The sequence below is a fragment of the Trichocoleus sp. FACHB-46 genome, from assembly GCF_014695385.1.
Lineage (GTDB): Bacteria > Cyanobacteriota > Cyanobacteriia > FACHB-46 > FACHB-46 > Trichocoleus.
Genome location: NZ_JACJOD010000006.1, coordinates 487,110 through 509,294, shown reverse-complemented (window position 1 = coordinate 509,294; position 22,185 = coordinate 487,110). Strand labels below are relative to the sequence as shown.

General features: G+C 49.0%; 29 protein-coding genes. 4 read left to right on the top strand and 25 right to left on the bottom strand.

Annotated features, from left to right (window positions below):
- Positions 1-38 precede the first annotated feature (38 nt).
- From deoC to H6F72_RS02540, 4 genes are read left to right on the top strand one after another with little or no spacing between them, the layout of a single operon-like run.
- Complete coding sequence (gene deoC, locus H6F72_RS02555; RefSeq protein WP_190431524.1) at positions 39-743, top strand: deoxyribose-phosphate aldolase; 705 nt, start codon at positions 39-41, stop codon at positions 741-743.
- A gap of 56 nt (positions 744-799) precedes the next feature.
- Complete coding sequence (gene recO / locus H6F72_RS02550) at positions 800-1,849, top strand: DNA repair protein RecO (protein ID WP_190431522.1); 1,050 nt, start codon at positions 800-802, stop codon at positions 1,847-1,849.
- Positions 1,850-1,860: 11 nt separating this feature from the next.
- Entirely contained in the window at positions 1,861-3,576 is a 1,716-nt protein-coding gene (locus H6F72_RS02545; protein ID WP_190431520.1) for an MFS transporter, read from the top strand.
- 16 nt (positions 3,577-3,592) lie between these two features.
- Complete coding sequence (locus tag H6F72_RS02540; protein WP_190431518.1) at positions 3,593-4,753, top strand: glycosyltransferase family 4 protein; 1,161 nt, start codon at positions 3,593-3,595, stop codon at positions 4,751-4,753.
- 27 nt (positions 4,754-4,780) lie between these two features.
- Here the strand turns inward: H6F72_RS02540 and H6F72_RS02535 are convergent, their stop codons facing one another.
- The 25 genes from H6F72_RS02535 to rplN all read right to left on the bottom strand — a co-directional run bounded on the left by H6F72_RS02535 (position 4,781) and on the right by rplN (position 22,173).
- The gene (locus H6F72_RS02535) at positions 4,781-5,665 is read right to left on the bottom strand and encodes a peptidase (RefSeq protein WP_199298821.1); all 885 of its coding nucleotides are present in this window, start codon (positions 5,663-5,665) and stop codon (positions 4,781-4,783) included.
- An 83-nt stretch (positions 5,666-5,748) separates the two neighbouring features.
- Entirely contained in the window at positions 5,749-5,982 is a 234-nt protein-coding gene (gene secG / locus H6F72_RS02530; protein WP_190431516.1) for a preprotein translocase subunit SecG, read from the bottom strand.
- 42 nt (positions 5,983-6,024) lie between these two features.
- Positions 6,025-7,623 carry a 2,3-bisphosphoglycerate-independent phosphoglycerate mutase gene (gene gpmI, locus H6F72_RS02525; RefSeq protein ID WP_190431986.1) on the bottom strand — a complete coding sequence of 533 codons (1,599 nt, stop codon included), beginning with the start codon at positions 7,621-7,623 and terminating at the stop codon, positions 6,025-6,027.
- Positions 7,624-7,721: 98 nt separating this feature from the next.
- Positions 7,722-9,440 (bottom strand): ABC-F family ATP-binding cassette domain-containing protein, encoded by a 1,719-nt coding sequence (locus H6F72_RS02520; protein WP_190431513.1) that lies wholly within the window; start codon positions 9,438-9,440, stop codon positions 7,722-7,724.
- 286 nt (positions 9,441-9,726) lie between these two features.
- Complete coding sequence (gene prfA / locus H6F72_RS02515) at positions 9,727-10,830, bottom strand: peptide chain release factor 1 (RefSeq protein ID WP_190431511.1); 1,104 nt, start codon at positions 10,828-10,830, stop codon at positions 9,727-9,729.
- A 93-nt stretch (positions 10,831-10,923) separates the two neighbouring features.
- Positions 10,924-11,172, bottom strand: a complete 249-nt coding sequence (gene rpmE / locus H6F72_RS02510; RefSeq protein ID WP_190431509.1) for a 50S ribosomal protein L31 — start codon at positions 11,170-11,172, stop codon at positions 10,924-10,926.
- Between the two features lie 118 nt (positions 11,173-11,290).
- Positions 11,291-11,704: a 30S ribosomal protein S9 gene (gene rpsI / locus H6F72_RS02505; protein WP_190431507.1), complete on the bottom strand. Its 414-nt coding sequence runs from the start codon at positions 11,702-11,704 to the stop codon at positions 11,291-11,293.
- The gene (gene rplM, locus H6F72_RS02500; RefSeq protein WP_190431505.1) at positions 11,704-12,159 is read right to left on the bottom strand and encodes a 50S ribosomal protein L13; all 456 of its coding nucleotides are present in this window, start codon (positions 12,157-12,159) and stop codon (positions 11,704-11,706) included. The genes rpsI and rplM overlap by 1 nt, the downstream gene beginning before the upstream one ends.
- Positions 12,160-12,215: 56 nt before the next feature.
- The gene (gene truA, locus H6F72_RS02495; protein ID WP_190431503.1) at positions 12,216-13,112 is read right to left on the bottom strand and encodes a tRNA pseudouridine(38-40) synthase TruA; all 897 of its coding nucleotides are present in this window, start codon (positions 13,110-13,112) and stop codon (positions 12,216-12,218) included.
- Positions 13,113-13,132: 20 nt separating this feature from the next.
- Positions 13,133-13,483, bottom strand: a complete 351-nt coding sequence (gene rplQ / locus H6F72_RS02490) for a 50S ribosomal protein L17 (RefSeq protein ID WP_190431501.1) — start codon at positions 13,481-13,483, stop codon at positions 13,133-13,135.
- A 113-nt stretch (positions 13,484-13,596) separates the two neighbouring features.
- Positions 13,597-14,544 (bottom strand): DNA-directed RNA polymerase subunit alpha, encoded by a 948-nt coding sequence (locus H6F72_RS02485; RefSeq protein ID WP_313930014.1) that lies wholly within the window; start codon positions 14,542-14,544, stop codon positions 13,597-13,599.
- 141 nt (positions 14,545-14,685) lie between these two features.
- Positions 14,686-15,081 (bottom strand): 30S ribosomal protein S11, encoded by a 396-nt coding sequence (gene rpsK / locus H6F72_RS02480; RefSeq protein WP_190431499.1) that lies wholly within the window; start codon positions 15,079-15,081, stop codon positions 14,686-14,688.
- Between the two features lie 84 nt (positions 15,082-15,165).
- Positions 15,166-15,549: a 30S ribosomal protein S13 gene (gene rpsM, locus H6F72_RS02475; RefSeq protein WP_190431496.1), complete on the bottom strand. Its 384-nt coding sequence runs from the start codon at positions 15,547-15,549 to the stop codon at positions 15,166-15,168.
- A gap of 79 nt (positions 15,550-15,628) precedes the next feature.
- Complete coding sequence (gene rpmJ, locus H6F72_RS02470; RefSeq protein ID WP_071782548.1) at positions 15,629-15,742, bottom strand: 50S ribosomal protein L36; 114 nt, start codon at positions 15,740-15,742, stop codon at positions 15,629-15,631.
- A gap of 100 nt (positions 15,743-15,842) precedes the next feature.
- Positions 15,843-16,070, bottom strand: coding sequence for a translation initiation factor IF-1 (gene infA, locus H6F72_RS02465; protein ID WP_009767978.1), 228 nt, complete (start codon positions 16,068-16,070; stop codon positions 15,843-15,845).
- A 237-nt stretch (positions 16,071-16,307) separates the two neighbouring features.
- A complete protein-coding gene (locus H6F72_RS02460) occupies positions 16,308-16,862 on the bottom strand; it encodes an adenylate kinase (RefSeq protein ID WP_190431495.1) in 555 nt (184 codons plus the stop codon).
- Positions 16,862-18,166, bottom strand: coding sequence for a preprotein translocase subunit SecY (secY, locus tag H6F72_RS02455; RefSeq protein ID WP_190431493.1), 1,305 nt, complete (start codon positions 18,164-18,166; stop codon positions 16,862-16,864). Before secY ends, H6F72_RS02460 begins: the two co-directional genes overlap by 1 nt.
- A gap of 80 nt (positions 18,167-18,246) precedes the next feature.
- Positions 18,247-18,699, bottom strand: a complete 453-nt coding sequence (gene rplO / locus H6F72_RS02450) for a 50S ribosomal protein L15 (RefSeq protein WP_190431491.1) — start codon at positions 18,697-18,699, stop codon at positions 18,247-18,249.
- A gap of 81 nt (positions 18,700-18,780) precedes the next feature.
- Entirely contained in the window at positions 18,781-19,302 is a 522-nt protein-coding gene (rpsE, locus tag H6F72_RS02445) for a 30S ribosomal protein S5 (protein WP_190431489.1), read from the bottom strand.
- 111 nt (positions 19,303-19,413) lie between these two features.
- On the bottom strand, positions 19,414-19,776 hold the full coding sequence (gene rplR, locus H6F72_RS02440) for a 50S ribosomal protein L18 (RefSeq protein WP_190431487.1): 363 nt from the start codon (positions 19,774-19,776) through the stop codon (positions 19,414-19,416).
- Positions 19,777-19,778: 2 nt separating this feature from the next.
- Positions 19,779-20,318 (bottom strand): 50S ribosomal protein L6, encoded by a 540-nt coding sequence (rplF, locus tag H6F72_RS02435; protein ID WP_190431485.1) that lies wholly within the window; start codon positions 20,316-20,318, stop codon positions 19,779-19,781.
- Positions 20,319-20,401: 83 nt separating this feature from the next.
- Positions 20,402-20,803, bottom strand: coding sequence for a 30S ribosomal protein S8 (gene rpsH / locus H6F72_RS02430; protein WP_190431483.1), 402 nt, complete (start codon positions 20,801-20,803; stop codon positions 20,402-20,404).
- A 31-nt stretch (positions 20,804-20,834) separates the two neighbouring features.
- The gene (rplE, locus tag H6F72_RS02425; RefSeq protein WP_190431481.1) at positions 20,835-21,377 is read right to left on the bottom strand and encodes a 50S ribosomal protein L5; all 543 of its coding nucleotides are present in this window, start codon (positions 21,375-21,377) and stop codon (positions 20,835-20,837) included.
- A gap of 77 nt (positions 21,378-21,454) precedes the next feature.
- Positions 21,455-21,808: a 50S ribosomal protein L24 gene (rplX, locus tag H6F72_RS02420; protein WP_199296068.1), complete on the bottom strand. Its 354-nt coding sequence runs from the start codon at positions 21,806-21,808 to the stop codon at positions 21,455-21,457.
- On the bottom strand, positions 21,808-22,173 hold the full coding sequence (gene rplN, locus H6F72_RS02415) for a 50S ribosomal protein L14 (protein WP_190431479.1): 366 nt from the start codon (positions 22,171-22,173) through the stop codon (positions 21,808-21,810). Before rplN ends, rplX begins: the two co-directional genes overlap by 1 nt.
- Positions 22,174-22,185 lie beyond the last annotated feature (12 nt).

The window sequence follows — 22,185 nt, the reverse complement described above, 5'->3', positions numbered from 1 at the left end:
ATACAAGTGGAAGATAAGCTTCTAGTGAAGAACCAGTAATGGCTGCATCTGAGATAGATATTGACCTTGCGCCGTTTATTGACCATACCCTGCTCAGTCCAATCGCTACACCAGAACAGGTCGAGCAGTGGTGTGATGAGGCAATACGCTTTAATTTTGCAGCAGTTTGCGTTTACCCCATCTTTGTGCGCCAAGCTACCCATCTCCTGCACAACAAGCGGCCAAAAGTTTGTACAGTGATTGGTTTTCCTACAGGTGCTACCACCTCTGCTGTCAAGCTTTACGAAGCTCAAGAGGCTGTAGACAACGGAGCCACTGAATTAGATGTGGTGCTGAATTTAGGCTGGCTCAAAACTGGCAAAACCAACGAATTGTTTCAAGAAATTGCCGCTATCCGTGAAGCGACCGACCAAACAATTAAAGCCATCCTAGAAACCACCCTCCTCACTCCTCCCGAAAAGCAGACGGCAACCGAGATTTGTATGGATGCTGGAGTAGCCTTTCTCAAGACCAGTACGGGATGGCATGGGGGGGCAACTGTTGAGGATGTCCGCCAATTAAAGGAAATGACCCGCGACCGAGTGGGAATTAAGGCATCGGGTGGCATCCGCACCGCCCAGCAAGCTTTGGATTTAATTGTGGCAGGGGCAACTCGCTTAGGTACGTCTCGCAGCATCGATCTCCTGCGTCAGCGCGATACCCTAGAGGGAGTAAGAGGTAAGGGGCAGGAAGCTGACGGTTAGCGACCCTGGCTTTTTGTTGCCGCTCTCTTGCTTGTAACCCTTGCCTTGACTTCTGTATGAGTCGAACTTATAAAGCCATTGGAATTAATCTCAAGGGTGCTCCTCTCGGCGAGTCCGATCGCTTGCTCACTGTCTTGACACGGGAACATGGGTTGATTCGGGTTGTGGCACCAGGGGCACGCAAGCACCACTCCAAACTGGGGGGGCGCAGCGGCTTGTTTGTCGTGAACGAATTACTGATTTCAAAGGGGCGATCGCTCGATAAAATTACACAAGCAGAAACCTTGGAATCCTATCCAGGTTTAAGCCAAGACCTAGCTAAGTTAACTGCCAGTCAGTACTTAGCAGAGCTGGTTCTCTGTCAGGCCTTGAGCGATCAACCTCAAGAAGAGTTATTTTGCCTATTCAACGAACACCTTTGTCGCTTAGAAAGTTTATCCAGTAGCAGTGCAGGCAACGGTTTAGCATCGTTTGGTGTGTTGGCCCACCTAGCTCAAGCGGTCTTTCATTTACTCGCTTTGGCAGGGGTCGCACCCCAGGTACAAACCTGCTGCGTGACTCAACGTCCTCTCACTCCAGACCTAAACGACGATAACTGGCGGATTGGCTTCAACATGGCTGCGGGTGGCGCAATTGATTTGGCAGAACTAGAGCATTTAGGCGAAGGTGCTAGAGTACCGTCTCGCACTAAAAACGCTGGATTTCAGACTGCTAAAGGCACTCAGGGCAACACCTCAAAACCAATCCTGCGCGATCGCCACACGTCTACTGTAACTGCGATGGCTCCATCTACAGGTCAGGCGATCGCTCCTGCCGCTGCCAACTACCACGTTGTCAATCATCAGCAAAAATCTTCCGTTCCCAGTCTCCAGCTCAACGCAGTCGAACTATCTCTCCTGCAACACCTGGCTCAACCTGAACTCCTTCAGTTAGATGCATTCTCTCTAGAGTTAGAGCAAAATGCCTTTAACACCTCGGCTTATCAAGCTGCCTGGCTGAAAGTTGAGCGGATTTTACGCCAGTGCGCTCAGTATCATTTCGATCGCCCGATTCGCTCCGCCGCCTTGATTGATACCTGTTTCCTGTCTGTGCCAACTGCTCCCTAACTGCCTCAATTATGATGCGATTGTCGGATTCTGATTTGCAACTGCTGGCTTTGCCATCCCTCAACCATGCCAATTCTGGGATGGCCCATTCTGAAATGGAAGCTAGTAACCGCTATCATTCTCAGCAAAATGGCGATCGCGATGCCGATCCGGAAATGGGTCCCGCGAAATACCATTCAGCTCACAATCGCCTCTCTCAAGAGGAGCTGGCAGAAATCACCAAGACAGAGCAGTGCAAAGATGTTGAACTTGACCAAGGCGTTGAACCAAACACATCTGCTGGCGGTCTTGAGGGGCCTAATACGCTCGCAGGATTAGCGCCTCTTCCAGGGGTCAGCTCCTTGCCCACTAGTAATGGCTCAACTAGCAATGGCACTTCTCCCAACCCTGAATCTTCTACCGAGCTATCAGAGGATTTTGAGCAGGGATTTTTACCAGTGCTCAAAAATCGTAATTTTCTAGCGTTGTGGAGCGGCCAAGTTTTTTCGCAATTGGCCGACAAAGTTTACCTAGTGCTGATGATTGCGTTGATTGCTAGCCGCTTTCAAGCTGAAGATCAAACCATCAGTGGTTGGGTGTCTTCGATTATGATTGCCTTTACCATCCCAGCCGTCTTGTTTGGGTCTGTCGCCGGAGCCTTAGTCGATCGCTGGCCTAAGAAGCCTGTGCTGGTAATCACCAATTTGCTTCGGGGAGGATTGGTCTTAACGTTGCCCCCGCTCCTATGGATTTCTCAAGGTTGGGCACCCCTTGGAGGCTTTCCTATCGGTTTTGGCATTTTATTAGGGGTCACCTTTCTCGTTTCCACCTTGACCCAGTTTTTTGCTCCGGCTGAGCAGTCAGTGATTCCCTTGATGGTGGAGCGGCGACATTTGTTATCCGCCAATTCCCTCTATACCACCACCATGATGGCCTCTGTGATTATTGGCTTTGCTGTGGGAGAGCCGCTGTTGGCGATCGCGGATCATCTTACGGCTCAAATTAGCGGGGGCCTAAATATTGGCAAAGAACTTGTCGTCGGTGGCGGCTATGCGATCGCCGGGATCATTTTGCTGATGCTGCGAACAGGTGAAAAAATTACTGTTCCCGAGCAAGCATCTCCCCACATTTGGCAAGACGTGCGTGAGGGACTAGATTACTTAAGGCAGCAAACCCGTGTCCGCAGCGCTCTCATTCAACTAGTCATTCTATTCTCAATTTTTGCGGCTCTAGCCGTGTTGGCAGTCCGTTTAGCAGAAGTGATTCCAGGGATTAAATCTTCCCAGTTTGGTTTCCTACTCGCTGCTGGCGGTGTCGGCATGGCAGGTGGAGCCACAATTTTAGGGCAGTTTGGGCAACGCTTCTCTCACAATCAGTTGAGTTTGATTGGTTCGATTGGCATGGCAGCTTCCCTGCTCGGCTTAGCTCTATTTACCCATCAGCTTTGGCCAGTCTTGGTACTACTTACCTCACTGGGTGGTTTTGCTGCCATTGTAGGGGTGCCGATGCAAACCACGATTCAAGAAGAAACGCCTGAAGAAATGCGTGGCAAGATTTTTGGCTTGCAAAATAATGCAATTAATATTGCCTTGACTTTACCGCTTGCCTTAGCTGGGGTGGCGGAGACATTTTTGGGTCTGCGGGCTGTATTTGTCAGCTTGGCACTGTTGGCGATCGCAGGAGGGCTCCTGACCTGGTATATTTCCCGTACAGGATCAAATCCGTTAGCCAACACTGACAAATCATAGGTTGACACTCATCTGAATGCACATTGCTTGGCTTGGAAAAAAATCGCCCTTCTGCGGCAACGTTACTTATAGTCGGGAAGTTACCAATAATCTGCTAGATCGGGGATACCAGGTCAGCTTTCTGCACTTTGCACAGGAAGAAGACACTCCAGCAGCCTGGTCAGACTATCAGGAAGTCTCTATTCCCTTTCTTTATAAGTCTCAGGTTTACACCATTCCCACCCTCAAATCCAGCAAAGTTCTGGCGCAGGCGCTCCGGGAACTCAAGCCTGACCTAGTCCATGCTTCCTTAACGCTATCGCCTCTCGATTTTTTACTGCCAGAGATTTGTGCTGAGCTAGATTTGCCGTTGGTGGCTACTTTTCATCCCGCTTTCGATCGCAGGCGTAGACTAACTTCCAGTACTCAGCACTTGACCTACCAGCTCTACGCGCCTTTCCTAGCTAACTACGATAGCGTCATTGTCTTCTCTGATATTCAACGAGATTTGTTGGTGCGCTTGGGCGTTTCTCCCGACAGAGTGGCAGTGATTCCGAATGGAGTTGACGTTCAAAAATACTCCCCCGGTCCTTCCCGTCTGAAAGCAGAGCTAAAGGCCCAGCAAATTTACGTTTATCAAGGCCGCATTGCTCTAGAGAAGAACGTCGAGTCTTTATTGCGCGGCTGGAAACAGGCGAATATGGGGCCTGAGTGCAAGCTAGTCATTGTGGGAGACGGACCCCTAAGACCGTCACTAGAACCATTCTACGGTCCAGATGCAGGCATCATATGGTTGGGGTTTGAAGCCGATGAGCAACGTCGCATCGAGATTTTGCGCGGTTCAGATGTATTTATTCTGCCTTCTTTTGTAGAAGGGTTGTCGCTGTCCCTGCTAGAGGCAATGGCCTGTGGCGTTGCTTGTATCGCTACGGATGCTGGGGCAGACGGGGAAGTTTTAGCGGGAAATGGAGTGAGTGGGGATGCGGGTGTCATTTTGAAGCCTCAAGGCGTGCATGGACAATTACGCCACATTTTGCCCATGTTCCGTAACTTACCGGAACTGGCGGCTTTGCTAGGCCAAAAAGCTCGCCAACGCGTGCTAGAACGCTACACCCTCAATGGCAATATCACGCAAATAGAAGAGCTTTACGCCCAGGTATTACAGCGAGGGCGGGTCCAAGTTGGTAGCCGAGTTTAGCCAGCCAGCGTACTGAGGAGTTGGCGCTCAGCTAAGGGGTGCTGCGGCAGCAGGTAGACGCCAACCTAGCCGGGTGGGCTGCTGGTAAACTCGCTTCAAGGTGCTGATATCTCTAGGAGAAATAGCTGCTGGCTGACGCACCTGCGAAAAATAAAGGGCATCGGTTTGCAACGGGCTATGTCCCCACAGCCCCAAAGCATGGCCTAGTTCGTGACGGGCTGCTGCTTGGATGTATTGAGCTGTTTGGCTCGGACGCAACCAAATCTTGCAACGATGAGACAGCACAGGTGAGGTGTTACCAGTTTGCTGGGCATAAAGTTCGTAGCGGGTTTCGGCGGAGCGGACTCGGTAATTGCGATCGCTCGGTTTCGGCCCCCCTTTGGTTAAAGGAGGCGGCGATCGCCAAATAGTAATATCAGCTTGCTCTGGGCGATCGATTAGCTGCAACGGTAGATAAGCTTGCCATTCCGTGACTGCTTGGGTCACTACCCGCGTCCAGACTTGAGCTGGAGATTCTGGTTTTGCGGTTGCCCCAGTTGATATGGTAGTTACTGGCGACTCAACGTAAACCTTGATCGGAAACTGAGACCAAATTAAAGCGCCGATGGGTAACGGCTGAATTTGGTCAAAATAGTCACCCTGGTTGGAGCGATCGCGCCAACTCGCCAATGTGCTTGGCAAGGAATGCACTTGTAGGGGCGGCAGGGGCGGAGACGGAGTTGTTGGCTGAGCTAGTAGATGCCCAGATGGAATTATCTGCACTAGAGGCGGCTGGGCTGACTCAAGGGCGGCAATGGGACCAAGCCAGGAGGTACTGAGTACGATAAGCACAATGGTTCCTAAGCCCAGCCAGACGCCTTGGCTAAATTGCTTGAGTTGGCGATCGCCCGAATGCACGGAACCCCTCTGCAAAAAAAGCGATTGGCCTCTACGTAACAGTAGAACCAATCGCCTTTGTAACCCATACATAACGCTCAATGTGCTCTCAAATGATGCTACCGATTAAACCATCCCGCACTCAGACCCACTGTTAAGGCCATAAAGACCACGACTAAGGTCCAGGTAACCCGGTTTAAGGTAGTTTCAGCACTTTTAGTACTGGTAAAGAGTTGAGCTTGTCCACCAATTCCTCCCAACCCATCGCCTTTGGGACTGTGGAGGAGAACCAAAATAATGAGGCCGAGCGCCGACAAGGCCCAGATTGCCTGAATGATGTAAGTTAGTGTCATCGCAGCCAGCTCAATTGCAATAAGTTTAACGAAACAGAAATTCTATAAAGACACTCGCACAGGAGTTCGGTTCGCTCGCACATCAATCGTGGCTGGCTGAATCATCGAACGACCTGTCATTTCGGGTGGCTGTGGCAGCTTCAAAATATCCAAAATGGTTGGGGCAATGTCCGCTAAGCGACCATCTGATCGCAGGGAAACTTCTGTCCCATGACCTGGAATTTTTAGTCCCTCCCCTTCTACCACAATAAAGGGAACTGGATTTGTTGTGTGAGCGGTCCAAGCGCTGCCCTGCTCATCTCGCATATACTCAGCGTTGCCGTGGTCAGCCGTAATCAGCGCGGTGCCTCCCGCTTGGCCGATACTCTCTAGCAAACGGCCCAAACATCGGTCCACTGTTTGCAACGCTTGGACTGTCGCTTCAATCTGGCCTGTATGACCGACCATGTCAGGGTTAGCATAATTGATCACTACTAACGAATAAATCCGCTTTTCAATCGCGGCGATCGCTACATTAGTGACTTCTTCAGCAGACATGGCGGGGGCGCGATCATAAGTTGGCACCATTGGGCTGGGCACCAATTCTCGGTCTTCGCCAGCAAATGGCTCCTCAATGCCCCCATTGAAGAAGTAGGTGACGTGAGCATACTTTTCAGTTTCAGCAGTGCGGAACTGATGCAAGCCGTGACTGGCAATCACTTCGCCCAAGATATTGCTAAGGTTCTGCGGCTCAAACGCTACGAGCACTTGCAGACTTGAGTCGTATTGAGTAAAGGTCGCAAAGGTGAGCGGTTGAATCTGCTCCCGCTCGAATCCTTTGAAGTTGGGATCAACAAAGGCTTGAGTGAGTTGACGTGCCCGATCGGGACGGAAGTTGAAGAAGATAACTCCATCTCCCGGCGCGATCGCTCCTGGCGCAATCCGAGTGGGTAATAAAAACTCGTCCGTTGTGCCTTCTGCGTAAGCAGCTAGTAGCACTTCTAGTGCCGAACGCCCGTCTCCAGGACCATCATTCGTCATCACGTCATAAACGCGCTGGACTCGATCCCAACGATGATCGCGATCCATGCTGTAGTAGCGACCGCTAATCGTAACAATGCGACCCGTACCCGTACGCTGGATGTAGGCTTGGAGACTTTGGATTGCCCCTTTCCCATCCATCGGCTGTGTATCGCGACCGTCAGTAATAGCATGGATACAGACATCAGCGATGCCTTGCTCCTTGGCTAGGTCTAACAAGCCAAACAGATGGTTGAGATGAGAGTGCACTCCCCCTTCGGAGCACAGCCCTACCAAATGCAGCTTGCTGCCCCCTTGCTTCACCGCTTGACAAGCCTTCAATAAAGCTGGGTTGCTGAGTAGAGTGCCATCTTCAACCGCATCTGAGATCCGCACCAACTCCTGAGGGACAATGCGACCCGCACCAATATTGAGATGACCAACCTCGGAGTTGCCCATTTGGCCTTCCGGCAGGCCGACATCTTTCCCAGACGTACGAATCAAAGTTCTGGGGTAAGCAGCCCACAAGCTGTTCATCACGGGTGTTTTGGCAGCGGCAATGGCATTGCCATCAGTTTCTTCCCGGTATCCCCAACCGTCTAAGATGACTAGCACCACCGGAGAAACAGGTGCTTGCGCCATACTAAGTTGCCCTTTCATTCAGTGATTTCTCCGCAATCATACCATCGAGTTTTGAATCTAAAATTGCTGATGCCACAAGAATCTGATGTAGTTCTGGATTAAGCTTGAGCCTGCGTTTTTTTAGCCTTCTCTTTCTCTTTTTGCTTTTCCCGTTTTGCTGCTACTTTGGCCGCTTTTTCAGCTTCAATGGCAGCGAGCTGATCCTTTTCTTTTTCTTCAGCAACCTTATCTAAATAGTAGTGATAATCTCCTAAATAAACTCGAAATTCTCCGTCTCGAATTTCCACAATTTTGTTGGCGACTTGGGAGATGAAATAGCGATCGTGCGAGACAATAATTGCCGTCCCATCATAGTTTTGCAGCGCCTCTTCTAGCATTTCTTTAGCTGGAATATCGAGGTGATTGGTAGGCTCATCTAAAATCAGCAGATTAGCAGGACGCAAAAGCATCTTAGCCAGAGCTAGACGGGCTTTCTCGCCTCCGCTCAATGCTTCTACTCGCTTATAAACGGTGTCTCCACTAAATAGAAATCGCCCTAATAATGTCCGAACTTCCTCATTTTTCCAGTCAGGAACCTCGTCATGAATGGTTTCCATGACAGTCTTATTAAGGTCTAGTGCTTCAGCTTGATTTTGCTCAAAGTAGCTGGGAATAACGTTATGATCCCCTAACTTAACGCTACCCTCAGTCGCCTGCTCCATGCCCATAATGATGCGGAGAACTGTCGATTTGCCAGCTCCATTTGGCCCCAGGAAAGCTACGCGATCGCCCCGTTCGATCAGCAGTTCTGCCCCTAGAAAGAGGATCTTCTCGTCATAGGTATGGACTAAATCTTCAATCATCACTACTTCTCGACCACTGCGGGGAGCAGGGGGGAACCGGAAATGGAGGGTTCGCACATCCCCAGTGGGAGCTTCGATCCGCTCTATTTTTTCTAATTGCTTTTCACGGCTCTTAGCCTGAGTGCTACGAGTTGCACTAGCACGGAAACGATCCACAAAAGTTTGCTGCTTATCAAGCTCTTTTTGCTGACGCTCGTAGGCACTGAGTTGAGCATCGCGCAGCTCAGATTTCTGCTGTAAATAAGCGGAGTAGTTTCCCAAGTAGGTGGTAGAAACTCCGCGCTCCGTTTCTACAATCTGAGTGCAGAGGCGATCTAAAAACTCTCGGTCATGCGAAACAATCACCAGCGGCGTGGTCAGCCCTTTAAGGTAAGTTTCCAACCACTCAATCGTTTCTAGATCTAGGTGGTTCGTCGGCTCGTCTAGTAGCAAGAGATCAGGCGACTGGAGCAAGATTTTGCCCAAACTCATCCGCATCTGCCAACCCCCGCTAAAGGCGCTGACTAAGCGATCGCCATCTTCGGGTTCAAAACCGATCTCTGGTAAAATTTTCTCGATTTGCGCTTCTAAACCGTAGCCATCCAGGGCTTCAAACTGCCGTTGGAACCGATCCATCTTGCGGATCAGTACATCTAGTTCTTCTGGAGTGGCAGTTTCCATTTGCCGATGGATTTCTGACAATGCCGTATGAGCTTGGTTCGCCTCTTCAAAAGCTTGCCACATCTCTTCTCGGACAGTCCGAGATGGATTCACATCAAACTCTTGGGTGAGATGAGCAATCCGCAAGCTAGAAGGTCGGATAATCTCACCCGTTGTCGGCTCCATCTCCCCTGCAATAATCTTTAACTGGGTCGATTTTCCTGCCCCGTTTACCCCAACTAAACCAATGCGATCGCCCGGTTTGACCTCCCAGCTAACATCCTTTAGAACTTCGCCAGTGGGGTAAATTTTGCTAATACGCTCTAACCGTAGCATTCAGAGCCTCCAAGGCAGGTAGGGTGGGAAGATTGGGTATGAGGCAGGAGTGCAGTTTTCCCAGCGATCGCTCAGGCAAAATCTGCAACAAAATTTAATTATAGTTGGCGGTCAACGATCCTTTACATCCGTAAGTTCGATCCCCATAAAACTAAATCATCAGAATTTAACAGTCACGCTCTATTCAATTTCTCTAACAACCGAAAAAGCTAAACGCCTGTACCGTTTCATTACTAACAGTACAGGCGTGACTGAGCCACTCGTGCTTTTCTCAACTCTAACCAACTTAGGCAGATGTAGAAGTTGAAGCTGCCAACTCTTCTAAACGTTCCTGCTGATCCTGACCAATACAGGTCTGAATTAACAACTCTAAATCCCCTTCTAGGAGCGGCGATAAGGTAAAGTTTTGACCAAGACGATGGTCTGTAACTCGGTTGTCTTTGTAGTTGTAAGTGCGAATTTTTTCAGACCGAGAGCCAGTTCCTACTTGAGAGCGTCGCATAGAGGTTACTGCCTCTTGCTGTTCTCGCAACTTCATCTCATACAACTTCGCGCGCAGAATTTGCATGGCTCGCTCGCGGTTTTGTAGCTGCGATCGCTCCTCAGTACAAAAAATGCGAATTCCCGTCGGTTTGTGAAACAAGTCAACCGCTGTCTCTACCTTGTTGACGTTCTGCCCACCTGCTCCACCCGATCGCGCTGTCGTCAGCTCAATCTCTTTGGGATCAATGTGAACTTCCACTTCGTCAACTTCTGGCATAATTGCCACCGTTGCAGTTGAGGTATGTACACGGCCCGAAGCTTCTGTCAAAGGCACCCGCTGAACTCGGTGCACTCCTGCTTCAAACTTTAGCTTGCTGTAAACTTGTTCACCTTGGATCTCCAGAACAGCTTCCTTGAAGCCTCCCATGTCTGCCGTAGACTCACTCACTAGCTTGACTCGCCAGTTCTGGCCTTCAGCATAACGTGAGTACATCCGCACCAAATCACCTGCCCAGATGCTGGCTTCGTCCCCACCAGTTCCGGCTCGGATCTCCAGCATGATGTTCTTGTCATCATTGGGATCGCGAGGTAGCAACAGAATCTTGAGGCGGCGCTCTAGCTGTTCGGTTTTTGCTTCTAGTTCTTCCACCTCCAAAGCCGCCATTTCTTGCAGCTCAGGATCACTCGCTGTTTCCTTCCAAACCTGACGAGCTCCTACCAGCTCTTCCTGAGTTGCCTTCCAATCATCATAGGTGTTGACCACTTCTTCCATGGATGAACGTGCTTTTGCTACCCGCTGAAACTCATTGGGGTCAGTTGCAACATCCGGGTCAGCCAGCCGACGAGTTAACTCATTGAAGGTTTGCTCAACGGATCTTAATTTATCTAACAGGTAGGTTTCGGCCATAGAACAGCTTCCGCTTCACACAAAAGAGAGGTGTTTAGAAAAAAGTTAAACGCCCTAGCAGCTCATCCAGGGCGATACCAACTAAGCACCTATCTATTTCTTCTTCGTTTGAGCTGTGTCTTGGTCTGCTTGGCCATCCATCATGCCGTACTTACGCAGGAAGCGCTCTACCCGACCCTCAGTATCAATAATCTTTTGGGTACCGGTGTAGAACGGGTGGTTACCAGACCAAACATCAACATGCAACTCTGGCTTAGTAGATCCCACGGTCATTACTACTTCCCCATTGCAGTACACTTTAGCCTCTGGGTACCACTCAGGATGAATCTCTGACTTAGGCATGACTCTTTCTCTCTAACTTGGCTATGCTCTATACAAATTTTAGCTTCTAGCTTCTCGCTGGTAGAGGCTGAAGCTAGGGATGAAAAACATTCCCGGACCAGGAATGCTGAGAAAATGGTTAACGCTTGGAGAACTGAGGTGCTTTCCGAGCTTTGCGCAGACCGTATTTCTTCCGCTCTTTAGCCCGGGGATCACGGGTGAGATACCCTTCAATCTTCAGAGGCTTCCGATTCTCTGGATCGAGCTGGCACAAAGCACGCGCTACGCCTAAGCGAATAGAGTCGGCTTGACCTGTCAAACCACCACCTTCAGCGTTGACAAGAATGTCATATTCATTTTCCAAACCCAATGTCTCCAAGGGAGCCTTGGCAACAGACAAGTAGGCTGGATTGAATTGCAGGTACAAGTCTCCAGGCTTACCATTAATCACTAGCTGGCCATTACCTGGAACCAAACGGACTCGCGCCACAGCAGATTTACGACGGCCTGTGCCCCAGTAAACAACGCGATCGCTCTGTTCAATTGCTTGCATTACTTCTCTCCTCCAGGAATGGTTTGAATATTTAATACTTCAGGCTGCTGAGCCGCATGGGGGTGCTCCGGTCCTGCATAGACTTTGAGCTTTGTAAATAGCTGACGACCCAAAGTATTCTTTGGCAACATGCCCCGCACAGCCTGCTCAACAATTCTCTCTGGTACGCGAGCTTGCAACTTAGCAAAAGTTTCGGTCTTCATGCCCCCCGGACGGCCAGAATGGCGGCGATATAGCTTCTGGCTCCGCTTTTTACCAGTCACAGCAACTTTGTCTGCATTCACCACAATCACAAAGTCGCCTGTGTCCATGGATGGGGTGTAGGTTGGTTTGTTCTTACCCCGTAACACCATCGCAATTTCGCTAGCAAGGCGGCCTAGACGCTTATCAGCAGCATCTACAACGTACCATTTGCGGTCTAAAGTATCCTGAGGAGGAAGATAGGTTTTGTTCATAGAGGTCTTTGTATCCTTGACAAAGGGATGAGTCTACAGAAAGCCTTCAGCGGCGCTCAAATTAAGCAGTGTTTTGAAACAGCCGTTGTTGGCAAAACCAATTTTGGTTGAGTATCAAACCAAATATCGGGTGAAAAAGGAGATTGAGGATATCCCACTCTCAGGAGGCAAAGCCCTTGAGGAGGTGCAGCATACTTGACCTGGTCTCGACGCTCAGCCTGCCAAAGCTCTGTAAATTCCTCTGGCGATCGCGTTCCCCTACCAACTTCTACCAATAAGCCCATCAGTAAACGCACCATGCCATATAAGAAACCACTTGCTTGAATCTCCATATGAACCATCGGTCCTTGGCGCTGACAAGTCACATCTTGAACTTCAACCCAAGAGTGAGCCCGCTTAGATCCAGCGCGGTGAAAAGCAGCTAAGTGATGTCGGCCTAGCAGAGGATTGAGGGCTTCCTGCATCAGCAAGTCATCCAGGGGCGCATAGTAATAATGCCAGGCAAATGACTGCACAAACAGGTTAGGCACCGAATCGGTATACAGGGTGTAACGATAGCGTCGCCAGGAAGCTGAAAATCGAGCGTGCCAGTCTGCATCCACTGCCACCGAGGCCCGAATCAAGATGTCTTTTGGCAGACGCGAGTTGAGAATAGAAGCCCAACGGCAGGCTGGGATCGCTGAATCATGGACATCGAAATGAGCCACTTGAGCAGCAGCATGAACTCCAGAATCAGTCCTACCTGCTCCAAAGAGGGCAACTGGACGCTCTAGCACCGACTCCAGAGCCTTTTCAATCTCTTCTTGCACTGTCCGATGTCGAGCTTGACGCTGCCAACCATGAAAATGAGTGCCCAGGTATTGAATTACCAAGGCAACTCGCTGGAATGTTTTTGGCTTTAGCCCAGCGACCGAATCCAAAGTATCGGGTGACAGAGGCAGTGCAGAGGACATGAGATCTCAAAGTGGCTTGATCAAGTCAGCTCGATAATCGCCATATCAGCATTATCTCCTCGGCGCGAAACGGTACGCAAAATCCGGGTATAGCCACCCTGGCGATTGCCATACCGAGTACTCGCTTGCTCAAACAGGGCATGAACCAACTGCTTGTCATAGAGATAACCTAGAGCTCGGCGACGAGCTGCTAGGGAACCATCTTTAGCTAAAGTAATCATATGCTCCACTTCAGACCGAACTGCTTTAGCTCGAGTTTTAGTGGTTGTAATCCGACCATTACGGATAACTTCAGTTGCAAGCGCTCTTAATAGCGCTCGACGTTGATCGGCAGGCTTGCCAAGTTGATGAACACGACAACGGTGACGCATGACATTCTGTAGGAAGTAAACAGCCTAATTAATTTCAGACTTCAGTTTTGTGAATACCAAAGTCTGAATTGCAAGGATAGGTCAAATTGACCGCGAAAGACCAGACTGGCCTCTTAACTAGTCTTTGCAGACTTTTCTTGCGGCAGGGTAATACCCATCCGTTGTTGCAGCGCTTCAATCACTTCTTCGGCAGATTTTTGGCCAAAGTTCTTGATTTCTAGCAAATCTTCCTGGCTGTAATCCAGCAGGTCTGCAACAGTGTTAATCTGAGCCCGCTTCAGACAGTTATAAGCTCGTACTGAAAGCTGCAATTCTTCAATAGCGACCTGACCAATCGGATCCTCATCCGGGAACTCATCTTTGTCCATTGGCTCAAAGGTGATGTCCTTAAGAGGATTGAACAGGTCGACCAAAATATTTGCAGCTTGGCTCAGCGCTTCCTGCGGCGTTAAGCTTCCATCTGTCCAGACCTCCATAATCAGTCGGTCTTTTTCGAGTGAACCACCTACGCGAGCGTCTTCAACGCTATAGTTCACCTTCCGAACAGGCATGAAAACTGCATCAATGTGGAGGAAATCTAGCGCAGCCGCCTCATCACGTCCACGATCAACAGCTCGGTACCCTTTGCCACGCTCAGCTCTAAACTCCATTTCCAGGGTTGCCCCTGTAGAAAGCGTAGCAACATACTGATCGGGGTTTACCAACTCTACTTCAGACGGTAGATCAAACTGAGCAGCTGTAACGGTTGCAGGACCATGCACCAACAATCTACCCAATTGAGGCTGAGAAGAATAGCTCTTAAGAACAATCTGCTTCATGTTGAGCAGAATATCCAACACATCTTCCCGAACACCTGGAATAGTTGCGAATTCGTGATTTACGCCTGCAATCCGAACAGATGTAACTGCCGATCCTTCTAAGTTAGATAGCAAAACTCGTCTAAGAGCATTCCCAACCGTAGTTCCTTGACCACGCTCAAGGGGTTCCAAAACGAACCTACTGTACTGACTCTGATCGTTTTCAGTATTAGACTCTACACACTCAACCTGAAACTGCGCCACGGAGCGACCTCCCTTCTCCATATCCCCGGAAGGCATAGCCTTCCTAATCCAAAACCCTGCACAAATGCTCAGTCATCAGTACGGAGCCAAAACGTTTCAGCTTAACTGAGAGCTGAAGTTCCTTAGCGACTCAAATCAAAGTTAAACACGGCGACGCTTAGGCGGACGGCAACCGTTATGAGGAATTGGAGTTACATCTCGAATTAGAGTAATTTCCAATCCAACAGCTTGAAGGGCTCGGATGGCGGTTTCGCGGCCAGCTCCAGGACCACTAACCATGACCTCAATTTGGCGCATGCCTTGATCAGTAGCTCGTCGAGCTGCACTTTCTGCCGCAGTCTGGGCTGCGAAGGGTGTTCCTTTCTTAGCTCCTTTGAAGCCACTTGAGCCTGAAGATGCCCAAGAAATTACCTCACCGATTGTGTCAGTGATGGTAACAATGGTGTTGTTGAACGTTGATTGGATATGAGCCACACCACTGGGTACATTCCGCTTTTGTTTACGGGGTCCAGATTTTTTGGTCGGTTGTCGCGCCATATGAGTTTCTTAGATTGAAGTGTTGACTTGCTTAATGAATTACGACAATGCCAGAAGTGCGTAGCTACGCACTTCATGGGGTAATTATTTCTTGCTAGGAGCCTTCTTTTTACCGGCAACGGTGCGACGACCACCACGACGAGTACGAGCATTCGTACGAGTTCTTTGGCCACGCACTGGTAAGCCCATGCGGTGGCGACGCCCTCTGTAAGTACCAATGTCCATCAACCGCTTGATGTTCATCGCCTCCAGGCGTCTTAGGTCACCCTCAATCTCGTAGTTGGTTTCTACGGTCTCTCTGAGGGCAGCAACATCAGCGTCGCTTAAATCCTTGACTCGCGTGTCAGGGTTCACACCTGTTGCAGCCAAGACTTCCTTGGATCGCGTTAGTCCAATCCCATAAATGTAAGTCAGACCAATCTCAACGCGTTTGTCGCGAGGAAGGTCTACCCCGGCAATCCGTGCCACGTCTTCTACTCCCTAGTTTTGCTTTCCTGCTGTGGTCTTCAACAACGATGCTGGTTAGCATCTACATAAGATGGGTGAGTTAACCTTGGCGCTGCTTGTGTTTTGGATTGGAGCAGATCACCATCACCCGACCGCGACGGCGAATCACGCGGCACTTCTCACAAATTTTCCGGACAGATGCTCGAACTTTCATGCCTTGTCTCGGCAGCACTACAAAAGTGATATTATATCAAATTCTTATAATTTGCGTCAAACAATTTTCTTGACAATAACTTTTGCTAAAGTTATGCCCCTTATTTTTTATTGCGCAAACGGTAGGTGATGCGACCTTTGGTGAGGTCGTAGGGAGTCAATTCTACTTTGACGCGATCGCCAGGCAAAATCTTGATGTAATTGCGACGAATCTTCCCAGAGATATGGGCGAGAACGTTAAATCCGTTGTCTAAGTCAACGCGAAACATAGCATTAGGCAAAGACTCTGTAACGGTCCCTTCCATTTCGATCAGATCTTGTTTAGACAATTCACTTCTCCTCAAAATTGGGTTGTTTAGGTTCAAAGACACAAAGACAGGTTAATTGTCTATCTCAGAATCAAGACATTCTGAGTATAGATAATTAACCCTTCATTAACAGGCTATCAAATCTAGAACGCGGCTGTCGGTAATTAAAAAGCCCACTCATTCTGATCACAGCGATTGATATCTGTTGCAATCACTATAGTTATTCGGCAGTTATTGAGTGAACCGAAAACGTAAAAATCACACTTTTACGGCTGCTTGCAAGGCATTAGTAACTGCTTCCATAGGTTGATTACCGTTGACGGACACGAGTTGCTGGCGATCGCGGTAGAAGCTAATTAGTGGAGCTGTTTGCGCGTGGTAAACGGCTAAGCGATGCCGAATCACCTCTTCCGTATCATCTTTGCGTAACCGCTTCAGCAAGCGCTCTACTAAAACCTCATCTGGAACTTCTAGGCTAATTACGTGATCGTAGGAAGAATTAATCTTCGTAAGCAGCTCATCTAGAAATCCAGCCTGTGCAACATTACGAGGAAAGCCATCAAGAATCCAGCCAGTCGCTGTATCCCCTTGGCTCAATCTTGCCTGGATCATATCCAGAATTAACTGGTCGGGAACCAGCTCCCCTTGGTCCATATAAGACTGGGCTTTAAGCCCTAAATCGCTCTGGCGAACGACATTATCTCGCAGGATATCACCCGTAGAAATATGGGGAATATTCAAGAGATTTGCCAAGACCTGTGCTTGAGTTCCCTTACCCGCTCCCGGTGGTCCCAGGAAGATCAATCGCGTCACTATTGCTTCACCATTCCTTCGTATCGCTGAGATATCACATAAGTTTGAATCTGTTTCGCTGTGTCAATCGCTACGCCTACTAGGATCAGCAGAGAAGTTGCTCCTAAGCCACGGAATGTAGGCACTCGAGTCGCACTTTCGACAGCAGTTGGAATCGTGGCTACTAAACCCAAGAAAATAGCGCCCAGAAAAGTCAATCTATTGATGACTCGCTCCACATATTCGCTAGTAGCTCTACCAGGACGAATACCGGGAATGCTAGCTCCCATCTTCTTCAGGTTTTGAGCCATGTCTACAGGATTCACAATTAAGGAAGAGTAGAAATAGCTGAAGAATACGATGAGTACGAGATACAACACCACATGCAGCCAAGAAGTAGGACTGAGATAGGTGCTGATAAACTGACTAAACGCTTGATTCTTAATAACCTGTGTCAAGAAAGCTGGCAAAGTTAGCACAGCAGACGCAAAAATGATCGGCATAACGCCGCCTTGATTGAGCCGCAAAGGCAAGTAGCTGCTCTTCTCTAAGTACATGCGTCGTCCCACTTGACGACGAGCTGAAATGATGGGAATGCGGCGTGTGCCTTCTTGGACAAACACAATTCCCACAATCATTGCCAGGAAGACTAAGAGCAGAATAATGACACCGCCCACAATGTTGCGATCGCCACCTTGAGCCAGCTCGATCGTCTGCCCTAGAGATCTAGGCAAGCCAGAAACAATGTTTAGAAAAATCAGGAGAGAAGCACCATTACCAATGCCCCGTTCGGTGATCACTTCGCCCGCCCACATGACAAACATTGAGCCTGCGGTCAAAGCCAGAACTGTCTGAACCACAAAGAAGGGACCCCAGTTTTCGGCAAACGGTTTAATCAGACCGACTGTAATCCCAACACTTTGAATAATGGCCCAACCCAAAGCAACGTAACGGGTAACCTGGGAGATTTTGCGTCGCCCAGCCTCTCCTTCATTTTTTTGTAAATCTTCTAGCGCAGGAATTGCTGCGGTCAGCAATTGCAGAATAATAGAAGCATTAATGAAAGGTAGAATACCTAACGCAAAGATACCAAGCGCCATTAGTCCGCCTCCGGCAAATAAATCCAGGAAGCCTAACGCTTGGTTATTCTGAATATTTTGAGCAAATGCGACTCGGTCAATTCCTGGTACAGGAATAAAAATGCCCAAGCGAACTAAGATTAACAAGCCAATAGTTAAAAGCAGCCGGCTTCTTAGACCAGCAGCTTGAGCCATTTGGGCGAAAGTTTCTTGGGCGCTTGGAGTTTTGTCCCGGCTAACAACCATGAAGGGCTCCCTCTACAAAGCTAAATGCAGTGTTGCAGAAGCAATCCTAATCAAGATCACTCCTGCACTCATGCTAAACCTTATTCAGCCTCTGCTGCTTCGCAGCTACCGCCTGCAGCTTCAATCTTTGCTCTAGCAGATTTAGTAAAGGCTGCTGCCTGAACTTTCAGAGAAACATTCAGTTCACCATCCCCTAGTACTTTTAGGGGACCATCATCAGACGTCAGTAAACCTAGTTCTAATAAGGAGGTTAAAGTAACTTCCGTATTTGCTGGTAAAGAGGCTAGTTTACTGACATTAATCGTGGTGTATTGCTCACGATTGATTACAGTAAAGTGCTTTAACTTGGGCAAGCGGCGATAGAGAGGAATTTGTCCCCCTTCAAAGCCAGGACGTGTGCCACTTCCTGATCTTGATTTTTGACCACGCATACCAAAGCCACAGCTAGCGCCTTGTCCAGCAGCAATTCCTCTCCCAACGCGACGACCGCGCTTCTTAGAGCCCGGTTGGGGATGAGCATCTTCTAGTCTCATGATTCTAAGTCCGTTAACAACTTGTACAAACGCGATCGCGCCGTGTGCTTTACAGCAGCCAAACCGTCAGTTGAAAACGGTTTAAGCGTAGAGATTTTCGATAGGAATGCCGCGTTCTTCAGCTACTTCTGAGAATGTTCGTAAAGTCCCCAAGGCTTCAACCGCAGCTCTAGCATTGCTTAGCGGATTACCGGAGCCGAGTTGTTTGGCTAAGATGTTACGAACGCCTGCCAACTCTAGAACTGTACGGACAGCACCCCCGGCAATTACCCCTGTACCAGGTGCAGCAGGGCGCATCATCACTTTAGCTCCACCACCACCACCCGTTGCAGGGTGAGGGATAGAATTGGCTTTAGTTAGAGGCACATCAACAATATGCTTCTTACCATCAGCGACACCCTTCTTTACTGCACCGATCACGTCACTGGCTTTACCGACACCAACACCAACTTGGCCTCGTTCGTTACCAACAACAACGATCGCACGAAAACTGAGCTTTTTACCGCCTTTGACCACCTTGGTCACGCGGCGAATTTGCACAACTCGCTCTTGCCAGTCGGCCTCTTTTTCACGAGTGCGGTTGCTTTTACGACGATTCGCCATGTTTCTGTCCTGAGTTTTGATAACCTGAAGCGATATCTAATTCTGAGCTTTTTGCTCGTAACTCAGCAAACTCTTGCTGAACTCTAAAGAGCAGTGACAATGACAGGATGCCTAGAAATCTAGCCCACCTTCACGAGCTGCATCTGCCAGAGCTTTAACCCGACCGTGGTAGAGATTGCCACCTCGATCAAAGACAACCTGCTTAATACCTTGCTCCAGCGATCGCTGAGCAATTAACCTACCGACTTCAACCGAGGCATCACAGGTAGAGCCAGACGCTGACTTTGACTTTAAGTCTGATTCCAAGGTTGAAGCAGATGCTAAGGTACGTTGCTTAGTATCATCAATAACCTGAGCATAGATATGTTGATGTGAGCGAAAAACGGATAGCCGAGGACGTTCTGCTGTACCCACTACATCCCGCCGAATCCGACGATGCCGACGACGGGTTGATTCTTTACGACTAAGTTTCATATCTACTTCTTCCCTGCTTTGCCAGCCTTGCGTCTGACGAACTCACCTGCGTAGCGAATACCTTTGCCCTTGTAGGGTTCTGGTGGACGAACAGCTCGAATGCGTGCTGCGATGTTGCCAACGATTTCTTTGTCGATGCCACTAACAAGGACGTTGGTGTTATTTTCGACGGCCATCTGCACACCTTCAGGGGGTTCAATTTGTACTGGGTGACTATAACCGACACTCAGTACTAAATTACGCCCTTGAACTTGGGCTCGGTAACCAACTCCTTGGATTTCTAGGCGACGCTGGAATCCTTGAGAAACACCTTCTACCATGTTGGAAACTAAGGTGCGGCACAAACCATGCCGTTGGCGAGCGGCACGAGATTCATCCCGGCGCTTCACCAGCAGGGTTTCACCTTCCTGCTCTACAATTACTTCATTCGGTAGAATCCTAGAAAGTTCACCTTTAGGTCCTTTAACCGCAACCTGCTGCCCCTCAATTGTGACAGTCACTTTCTGAGGAATACTAATGGGACGCTTACCAATGCGAGACATGACTGAATACTCCTGGTTGATGTAGATGAACAGGACCTAGGATTTCCTGTGCATCTCGACAAGATTCTGCTTGGTAAATTGGCTTACCAAACATAGCAAAGCACTTCACCGCCAACACCACTACGACGTGCCTCACGATCCGTCATAATGCCGCTTGAAGTAGAAATGATCGCAATGCCAATGCCGCCTAATACACGCGGTAGTTCTCTGCGATTGGAGTAAACACGTAAACCTGGCTTACTAACCCGTCTTAAGTTTGTAATAATAGGTCGACGATTTTTTCCTTTATATTTCAGGGCAATGACTAAATGTCGCTTCACCCCGTCACCAACTTCCTCAAAGTCAGAGATAAAACCTTCGTCTTTGAGGACTCTGGCAATACTTTGAGTCATTCTAGTTGCTGGTACTTCTGTAGTCTGATGCCGCGCTAGATTTGCATTACGAATACGCGTCAGCATGTCTGCAATTGTGTCGTTAGCCGCCATAGTTCCCTCTTTATGAAACCGTCTGCCTTAATTACTCCCGAAAGGGCATACCCATCTCTTTCAGTAAGGCGCGGCCCTCCTCGTCATTGTTTGCAGTTGTAATGATTGAGATGTCCATCCCACGGATTTGGTCGATGCTGTCGTAACTAATTTCTGGAAAAATGAGTTGCTCTCGCACACCCAAAGTGTAGTTACCACGGCCATCAAAGCTTTTGGGACTGATACCACGAAAGTCACGAATTCGGGGCAGCGACAAGTTGATTAGTCGCTCTAGGAAGGAATACATGCGATCGCCCCGCAGGGTGACCATGACACCGACAGGCATTCCTTGACGGATCTTGAAGCCAGCGATCGCCTTCTTAGCTCTAGTCACAACGGGCTTTTGACCTGTGATGACTGCGACTTCATTCACAGAAGCCTCAAGAGCTTTTGCGTTCTGAGAAGCTTCTCCCAGACCACGGTTGATGGTCACTTTGACCAGTTTTGGCACTTGATGGATGTTGGTGTAGCCAAACTGATCCATCAGCTTCGGTACGATTTGTTCTTGATAAGTTGTTTTTAGCTTTCCCGCCATAATTTCGTCCTTTTACCCTGGGCTTTGTCAGGGAAATGAAGCCTAGTGATTTACCTGGAATTAAGATTTGACTTTGTCTAGTCAATAATCTCGCCAGTTTTCTTGAGCATCCGCACCTTGCGACCACTGTCGTCAAAGGTGTAGCAAATGCGGCTAGCCACTTTTTGCTTGGTCGAATACAGCATGACGTTGGAGCTGTGAACTGGCGCTTCAGTCGTCACAATGCGGCCTGATTCGCCTTCTTGCTGAGGTTTAACGTGTTTGGTCTTAACGTTAACCCCTTGAACCACTACTTTGCTGAGCTTAGGATAGGTCTTCAAGACCTCACCGATCGTCCCTTTGTCTTTGCCAGCAATGATTTGAACTGTGTCGCCTTTCTTCACATGCATTCTGTGACGAACTGGCGTCGTTGCTTGATTTTTGCCTGCCATTACAGCACCTCCGGAGCCAGAGAAACAATTTTGGTGAAGTTTTTGTCGCGTAATTCACGGGCTACAGGGCCAAATACGCGAGTTCCCCTGGGGTTGCCATCGGCGTTGATGATGACAGCAGCATTATCATCAAAGCGAATGCTCATGCCGCTATCACGTCTCAAGCCTTTCTTAGTACGAACGATCACAGCGCGGACCACATCAGACTTTTTGACTGCCATGTTAGGAATTGCATCCTTAACGACAGCAATAATGACATCGCCAACACCACCGTAACGGCGGTTTCCCCCTAAAACGCGGATACACATCAGTTTGCGCGCACCGCTATTGTCAGCCACATTGAGGTAAGACTCTTGTTGAATCACGTCTGGTCTCCC